This window comes from Bifidobacterium sp. RTP21102st3_E2_RTP21102_210122 (assembly GCF_040916945.1).
Classification (GTDB): Bacteria; Actinomycetota; Actinomycetes; order Actinomycetales; family Bifidobacteriaceae; genus Bifidobacterium; species Bifidobacterium longum.
Genome location: NZ_JBCPAN010000008.1, coordinates 58,176 through 64,825 on the forward strand (window position 1 = coordinate 58,176; position 6,650 = coordinate 64,825).

5 protein-coding genes are annotated in these 6,650 nt (G+C 59.1%); 4 read left to right on the forward strand and 1 reads right to left on the reverse strand.

The window, feature by feature from the left end:
• Positions 1-163: 163 nt before the first annotated feature.
• Positions 164-1,372, reverse strand: a complete 1,209-nt coding sequence (locus tag AB5287_RS09480; RefSeq protein ID WP_007051827.1) for an ROK family transcriptional regulator — start codon at positions 1,370-1,372, stop codon at positions 164-166.
• A 173-nt stretch (positions 1,373-1,545) separates the two neighbouring features.
• On the opposite strand from AB5287_RS09480, the gene AB5287_RS09485 reads away from it, so the two are divergent.
• The 4 genes from AB5287_RS09485 to AB5287_RS09500 form a co-directional block, all read left to right on the forward strand.
• On the forward strand, positions 1,546-2,835 hold the full coding sequence (locus tag AB5287_RS09485) for an ABC transporter substrate-binding protein (protein ID WP_060662395.1): 1,290 nt from the start codon (positions 1,546-1,548) through the stop codon (positions 2,833-2,835).
• Positions 2,836-2,856: 21 nt separating this feature from the next.
• A complete protein-coding gene (locus tag AB5287_RS09490) occupies positions 2,857-3,786 on the forward strand; it encodes a carbohydrate ABC transporter permease (RefSeq protein WP_007051829.1) in 930 nt (309 codons plus the stop codon).
• An 18-nt stretch (positions 3,787-3,804) separates the two neighbouring features.
• Positions 3,805-4,671, forward strand: a complete 867-nt coding sequence (locus AB5287_RS09495; RefSeq protein ID WP_007051830.1) for a carbohydrate ABC transporter permease — start codon at positions 3,805-3,807, stop codon at positions 4,669-4,671.
• 1,416 nt (positions 4,672-6,087) lie between these two features.
• Positions 6,088-6,650 (forward strand): alpha-amylase family glycosyl hydrolase (locus tag AB5287_RS09500; RefSeq protein WP_368221115.1); only part of this gene is annotated, 563 nt, incomplete at its 3' end.

Here is a 6,650-nt window from a genome sequence, read left to right on the forward strand (position 1 = left end):
AGCCTAGTAGGCTGTCAGTAGCCACGGCCTGAGCGAAGCGACAGCTGAGCGAAGGTGGGATTGAGCCTTGCCGATAGGCAAGTCCGTAATTGCTGGTCGTGGCGGAGTAACTGTGGCGAAGCAACGTTCTTGGCTCCCCTCTCTGAGGGGAGCCAAGAACGGCCTACCCAATATGCTTCACAATCACGCGACTGGCGGCGGCTTTGGCCCAGAGCTGCCAGTCGTGGTTCATAATCGTGAACTTGACCGGCTGGGTCTGGCTGTGACGGTAGAAACGAATGCCGTCACGTAGCGAATCGGTGCCGAGCTTGGCCAAAAACGCGGACTCCCCGGCAATCATCACATGCCCGGGCATCGCGATATTCGCCACCGTAGCCACCAGCGATCCCAACCGGAAACACGTCCGGTTCACCAACTGCGTGGCCTGCGGCACGCGTTCCTTGGCATCGCGCGCAAAGTCCTCAAAACTGACCGCGCGACCCACAATCGCAGAGTACTGTTCGGCGATTGAATCGTCAGTCAAGCATTGTGAACAGCCGATATGTCCGCTGGTGCAGCGCGGCCCCTCCGGATCGATAAGCACGTGGCCCACCAGACCATAGCTCTTATCCGGGTACTGCACTGGCTTGCCGTTCACGGCCAGCGAATAACCAACACCCACGCCGATGGTCACCACGGCGAACATATCCACGCCGACACCCGGCCCGAACCAGGAGGCATCCACCAGCAGAGAATCGATATCATTGAACACCCCGCACGGCAGGCCGGTCGCCTCTGTGACCATCGTCCCCAAGTCCGTGGCCCCGTCCCAATGCAGGAACGGCGCGAACGTCACAATCGAATCGTCGACCACATGCCCACCTACCGCAACGCCCACCGCAGTGGGGGAGGGTAGTCCGGAAGAGGCGATATCGGCGGAACATTCGCGCACCAGCCGCGTGATGGCCGACACCACATACTCAGCCGACTGATCCGCCCCGATCGGCATCTCGTGCCGGCCGGACACCACCTCGCCATGCGCGTTCACCGCAGCGGCCACAATCGACATCCCATGAACCTTGACACCAATGAAGGTGCGTGCGTTCGAACACAACACCAGCGAAGTCTGCGGGCGTCCGCGACGATCCGAACTTTCCCTTGGCGTGAATCGCTCGGGCAGCTTGCCTGACGGGCCGGCCTCGGCCGGAAGCTCCTCGATCACCCCGGCGTAGATCAGATCGCTGGTGATGCGGGACAAGGCCCCTTGGCTCAGTCCCAGCATCTGTGCCAACGTAGTGCGGGCTATCGGCCCGTATTGGGCAATTGCCGCCGCCACGCGATGCGTATGCTCGGATCCGGAAAACCACTGTGGAATCGCGTTGACATCAGACATGCAAGCCCCTTCGCTGTATTTATTGCGTTAATCACAAAATACCGCGCTTTTTGTTGCTTGCGCAAGTGGGCTCGCTGGCGCTGGGAATGAAATGGCCGAACCGTTACCTTGGAAAGTGGAAGAACCGCCGGCACCGAAGCCGGAGGAAAAGAAAGATAAAGGAGTCAACAATTATGCTGTCCGATTCCCCACATGCAACGCCTAGACTGAAGCGTCTGGCCGTGCGCACCGCCGCCGTGATGTGCGCGATCGCCGTCGGGTTCGGCCTGGCAGGCTGCGGCTCCAGCACCGCAGGCACCGTCACGCTGGATTTCTTCCAGTTCAAGTCCGAGGCCGCCGACCAGTTCAAGTCCATGGTCGCCGACTTTGAGAAGCAGAACCCGACCATCAAGGTCAACATCAACAACTCCGCCAACGCCCAGACCGATCTGCGCACCCGTTTCGTCAAGAATCGTGTGCCGGACGTGATCACCTTCAACGGCGACATCAGCTTCGGCAACTTCGCCGCCTCCGGTGTGTTCTACGACTTCACCGACGAACCCATCGTGGACACCCTCAACCCCGGCATGGTGCAGATCGCCAAGAATCTGGTGCAGACCACCGATTCCTCCAAGAAGCGCCTGTACGGCCTGCCCTTCGCGGGTAACGCCTCCGGCTACATCTACAACAAGGCTCTGTTCCGCAAGGTTGGCCTTGACCCGGAGAACCCGCCGACCACCTGGAGCGAGTTCACCGATATGCTCAACACCTTCAAGGACGCCGGCATCAACCCGCTGCAGGGTTCCGTGGCCGACGCCTGGACCACCCAGGCACCGCTCGCCTCCCTGGCCGGCACGCTGGTTCCCGAATCGAAGTACACCGAGCTCAAGCAAGGCAAGACCACGTTCCAGGAACTGTGGAAGACCTCAGTCGAGAAGGAATCCGAGCTCTTCACCTACTCCACTGCGGACACCGGCGTCACCTACCAGCAGGGCACGCAGAACTTCGCCCAAGGCAAGGCCGCGATCATCCCGCTCGGCACCTACGCCATCCCGCAGATCCTGCTGATCAACCCCGATATCGAACTTGGTTTCGCCCAGATGCCGGCCACCGATGACGCCAGCGAGCAGATCCTCACCGCCGGCGACGACGTGATGCTCACCATCGGTGCGAACACCAAGCACCCCAAGGAAGCGATGAAGCTCGTCGAGTTCCTCATGCAGAAGGATCAGCTTGACGCCTACGCCGACGCCCAGTCCGCCATCACGCCGCTGAAGGACACCTACTTCGGCAACGATGCGCTGGAAACCGTGCGCCCGTTCTTCGAGGAAAACCGACTGGCCGACTTCTGCGACCACTACATTCCTTCGTCCATCAACATCGGCGGCTACCTGCAGACCATGGTGACCTCCGGCAACACCGACCGCTTCCTGAACCAGATGCAGACCGAATGGGACAAGGTCCAAGCCAGGACCTTCGAGTGATCGGTAGGAGAGGAGAACATCATGTCACACGCAACCGCAACCAAGACCGCTGCCAAGAAACCGGCCAAGAAGAAGGTCTCCGCCTTCTCCACCCGCAAAGTGGACCCCGCCTACTACTGGATGGTGGTTCCGGCGGCCATCATCTTCGCCTTCTTCCTGTACCTGCCATTTCTTGATGGCGTAAAGTATTCCTTCACCAACTCGCAGGGCTACGGCGATTACAAGTTCATCGGACTGAAGAACTACATCGCCCTCTTCCAGGACAACCGAGTGGGCCATGCCTACCTGTTCACGTTCCTCATCGCCATTCTCATCACGGTGCTGATTAATGTGATCGCCCTGTTCCTGTCGGTGCTGCTGAACTCGAAGATCGCCTTCAAGAATGGCTTCCGAGCCATCTTCTTCATCCCCTACACCCTCTCCGTGCTGGTCATCGGCTACGTGTTCAAGTACATCTTCATGAACCCGCTGCCCGAGCTCGGCAAGGCGCTGGGCATCAAGTGGCTGTCCACCTCGCTGTTGACCAATGAGCAACTCAGCTGGATCCCAATCGTCTTCCTCGCCGTCTGGCAGGGCATCGCCTACTCGGTACTCATCTACCTCGCCGGCCTGCAGACCATCGACGACGAAATCTACGAGGCCGCCGCCATCGACGGCGTCAACGCCTGGCAGAAGTTCTGGAAGATCACATTCCCGCTGATCGGACCGTTCTTCACCATCAACCTCGTGCTGTCCATGAAGAACGCGCTCGGCACCTTCGATCAGGTCGTCGCCTTGACCGAGGGCGGTCCGAACTCCTCCACCGAAACCGTCACCTACCTCATCTGGAAGGGTGGCCTGACCGGTGGCGAGTACGCCTACCAGACCGCAAACGCCGTGCTCTTCTTCATCGTGCTGGCGATCATCGCCTTCGTACAGCTGCGCATCTCCCGCAGCCAGGAACAGATCTGATTTAGGGGAGGATAAGAAATGACTACTGCAACAGTTACCCCGTCCAAGTCCGGCAAGCCCGCCAAGTTCCGCAGGGACCACAAGATCAACTGGTGGCTGACCGCCGCCGTGGCCGTGCTGAGCCTGACCATTCTGATCCCGCTCTACTTCACCATCGTCACCGCGCTGAAGACCCCGGCCGAAGCCGGCACCTTCGCCCTGCCCACCTCGTGGCAGTGGCATAACTTCGCCGACGCCTCCGCCAAGGTCAACTACCCGAAGGCCGCGCTCAACTCCGCGATCATCACGGTGGCCGCCGTGGTGCTCACCCTGCTGACCAACACCTTCGTGGCCTACGCCGTGGCCCGCAACATGGACAAGCGCTTCTTCCGCTTCCTGTACTACTTCTTCATCGCCGCCATGTTCGTGCCGTTCCCGGTCGTCATGCTGCCGATTGCGAAGCAGATGGGCTCCCTGCACCTGGACAACCAGGTCGGCCTGATCATTCTGTACACGGTGCTCGGCCTGGGCACGAACCTGTTCATCGCCACTGGCTTCATCCGTTCGATTCCGGTTTCGCTGGAAGAGGCGGCCCGAATCGATGGCGCATCCACGTGGCGCATTTTCTGGACCATCATCTTCCCGCTGATGAGCCCGATTAACGCCACCATCGCCATCCTGACCGCACTGTGGGCCTGGAACGACTTCCTCCTGCCGTTGATCATCCTGACCGACCAGTCGAACCAGACCATCCCGCTCGCCCAGTACGTCTTCAGCTCGCAGTTCGCCACCAACTACCCGATGGCCTTCTCCAGCTACCTGATGGCCATGGCCCCGATCCTCATCGTCTACATCTTCGCCCAAAAGTGGGTCGTCGGTGGTGTGATGAGGGGAGCGGTGAAGTAAAACAGCGCAGGCGCTGCTTTACTTCACCGCGTCGAGCGAGACGAGCCGATTAAGGAAACAGCCCCGTGGGCTGTTTCCCGGCCCGGGCGGCCGGATAGGTCGCGTACTCGCGAGGTCATGTTGGGTCTGGCCGTAGGCCAGTCCTGAATTGCAGGACTCTGTGAAGTAAAGGTCCGCTTCCACCCAAGCCTCCTCCGGCTCTCACCGGAGGAGGCTCTTCTGTCCTGTTGCCATACTGGAAACCGCCACAATAAAGGCGACGGTCGGTTGATGTGGCGGTGGCGCACAAAGGTCATGTGGTTTTGCTCGTTGTGCGAATGAAAAAGTGACGAAACCGTACGGCTTACGGTGCAATTGAACGCATCTGCTGTGTCGCCGTGCCACTGGCTTGTCCCGGTCCACATATCAACCGTTTGACGCGCGAACCGGGACAGAATCCGCTGTCCCGGTTCGCGGTTTCGGGCGATTTTCACGAACCGGGACAATTTTCATTGTCCCGGTATGAATGTCAATCGTTTTATGTGAAAACCGGGACAACATGTTGATTCCGGGATCGGCTCTATTCCGCCGATTTTGTATTACGGAGCATATGAACTGCGGAGATTGGCTTGTCCCTGTTTGTAAAAAAAGGACAAAAATCGCGAACCGGGACAGCGGATTCTGTCCCGGTTCAGACGGCAATCGATTGACATACGAACCGGGCCAACGCCGAAGTCCGGAGCGGTTCCCGAGGCGGGGTTTGCTTGAAATCCGGTGTGCCAGCGAAATCCCCACCAGATTCCCGCAGGCGTGTCAACTAAATCATCTATCCCCGCACCAGTGGGTTCAAGCAGACAATCCAAGCGCGCCCGAAGTTGCTCTTGCGCGTCGCAATCAGAAGAACCGTTAATATGTGAGCTGCCGCAGGTCAGGTAGATTATGGTGGCGAAGTGGCGGCGGAACAAGCGGGCGAGCTCCTTCATAGGTTCGAGCCTCGAGTGCATCATCCACGAGCACAGGCGATATAGCCACACCCACGCCTCGAACAGGAGCATGAACCCTCTGCCGGGCTCGAAGCCGATCGTGATGTGCGGCTCCCGCCCGTCGCCGTCGGCGTCACGGAAGTCCGCAGACCCGACCCTCCAAGGCGACCGCAGCCGAAGCGCGGCGGTGAACAGGTGAGAGGCATCCATGCCTCCAACCTACCCGACCAACATCACCCCACGGCACAGTCACCCACCACAAACAGCGAAAGGGCCCATATGTTGCTAAATAGCATGTGCAGCTTATGAGAATTGAGCCGTAGCAGTGCCTTCCGGCTCTTTGCAGTTTTTGTTTCCGGCACACCAACGCAGTTCCCCAATGGAAATGTAATTCAGCGCTTTTTAGACTATGAGCAACAGGCAATGTAGACCATAAATAATGGAGGAGCCAACGATGACCACTTCACAACGCACAGTAATTCCAGATTCCATCCGCACCAACGGTGCCACCCCAAATCCGTGGTGGTCCAATGCGGTCGTTTACCAGATTTACCCGCGTTCCTTCCAAGACACCAACGGCGACGGCCTCGGCGATCTCAAGGGCATTACGTCACGGCTCGACTATCTGGCCGACCTCGGCGTGGATGTGCTGTGGCTATCCCCGGTATACAAGTCTCCGCAAGACGATAACGGCTATGACATTTCCGACTATCAGGACATTGATCCTCTGTTCGGCACGCTCGACGATATGGACGAGCTGCTGGCCGAGGCCCACAAGCGTGGGCTCAAGATCGTGATGGATCTTGTTGTCAATCACACTTCCGATGAACACGCCTGGTTTGAAGCATCCAAGAACAAAGACGACGAACACGCCGACTGGTATTGGTGGCGTCCGGCTCGTCCCGGCACCACGCCCGGCGAGCCCGGCGCCGAGCCCAATCAGTGGGGCTCCTACTTTGGCGGCTCCGCATGGGAATACTGCCCCGAGCGTGGCGAATACTTCCTGCATCAGTTCTC

Excerpts from the sequence above, each read along its gene's own strand:
- AB5287_RS09480 (WP_007051827.1), bottom strand. The coding sequence starts at position 1,372 with ATGTCTGATGTCAACGCGATTCCACAGTGGTTTTCCGGATCCGAGCAT.
- AB5287_RS09485 (WP_060662395.1), top strand. The coding sequence starts at position 1,546 with ATGCTGTCCGATTCCCCACATGCAACGCCTAGACTGAAGCGTCTGGCC.
- AB5287_RS09490 (WP_007051829.1), top strand. The coding sequence starts at position 2,857 with ATGTCACACGCAACCGCAACCAAGACCGCTGCCAAGAAACCGGCCAAG.
- AB5287_RS09495 (WP_007051830.1), top strand. The coding sequence starts at position 3,805 with ATGACTACTGCAACAGTTACCCCGTCCAAGTCCGGCAAGCCCGCCAAG.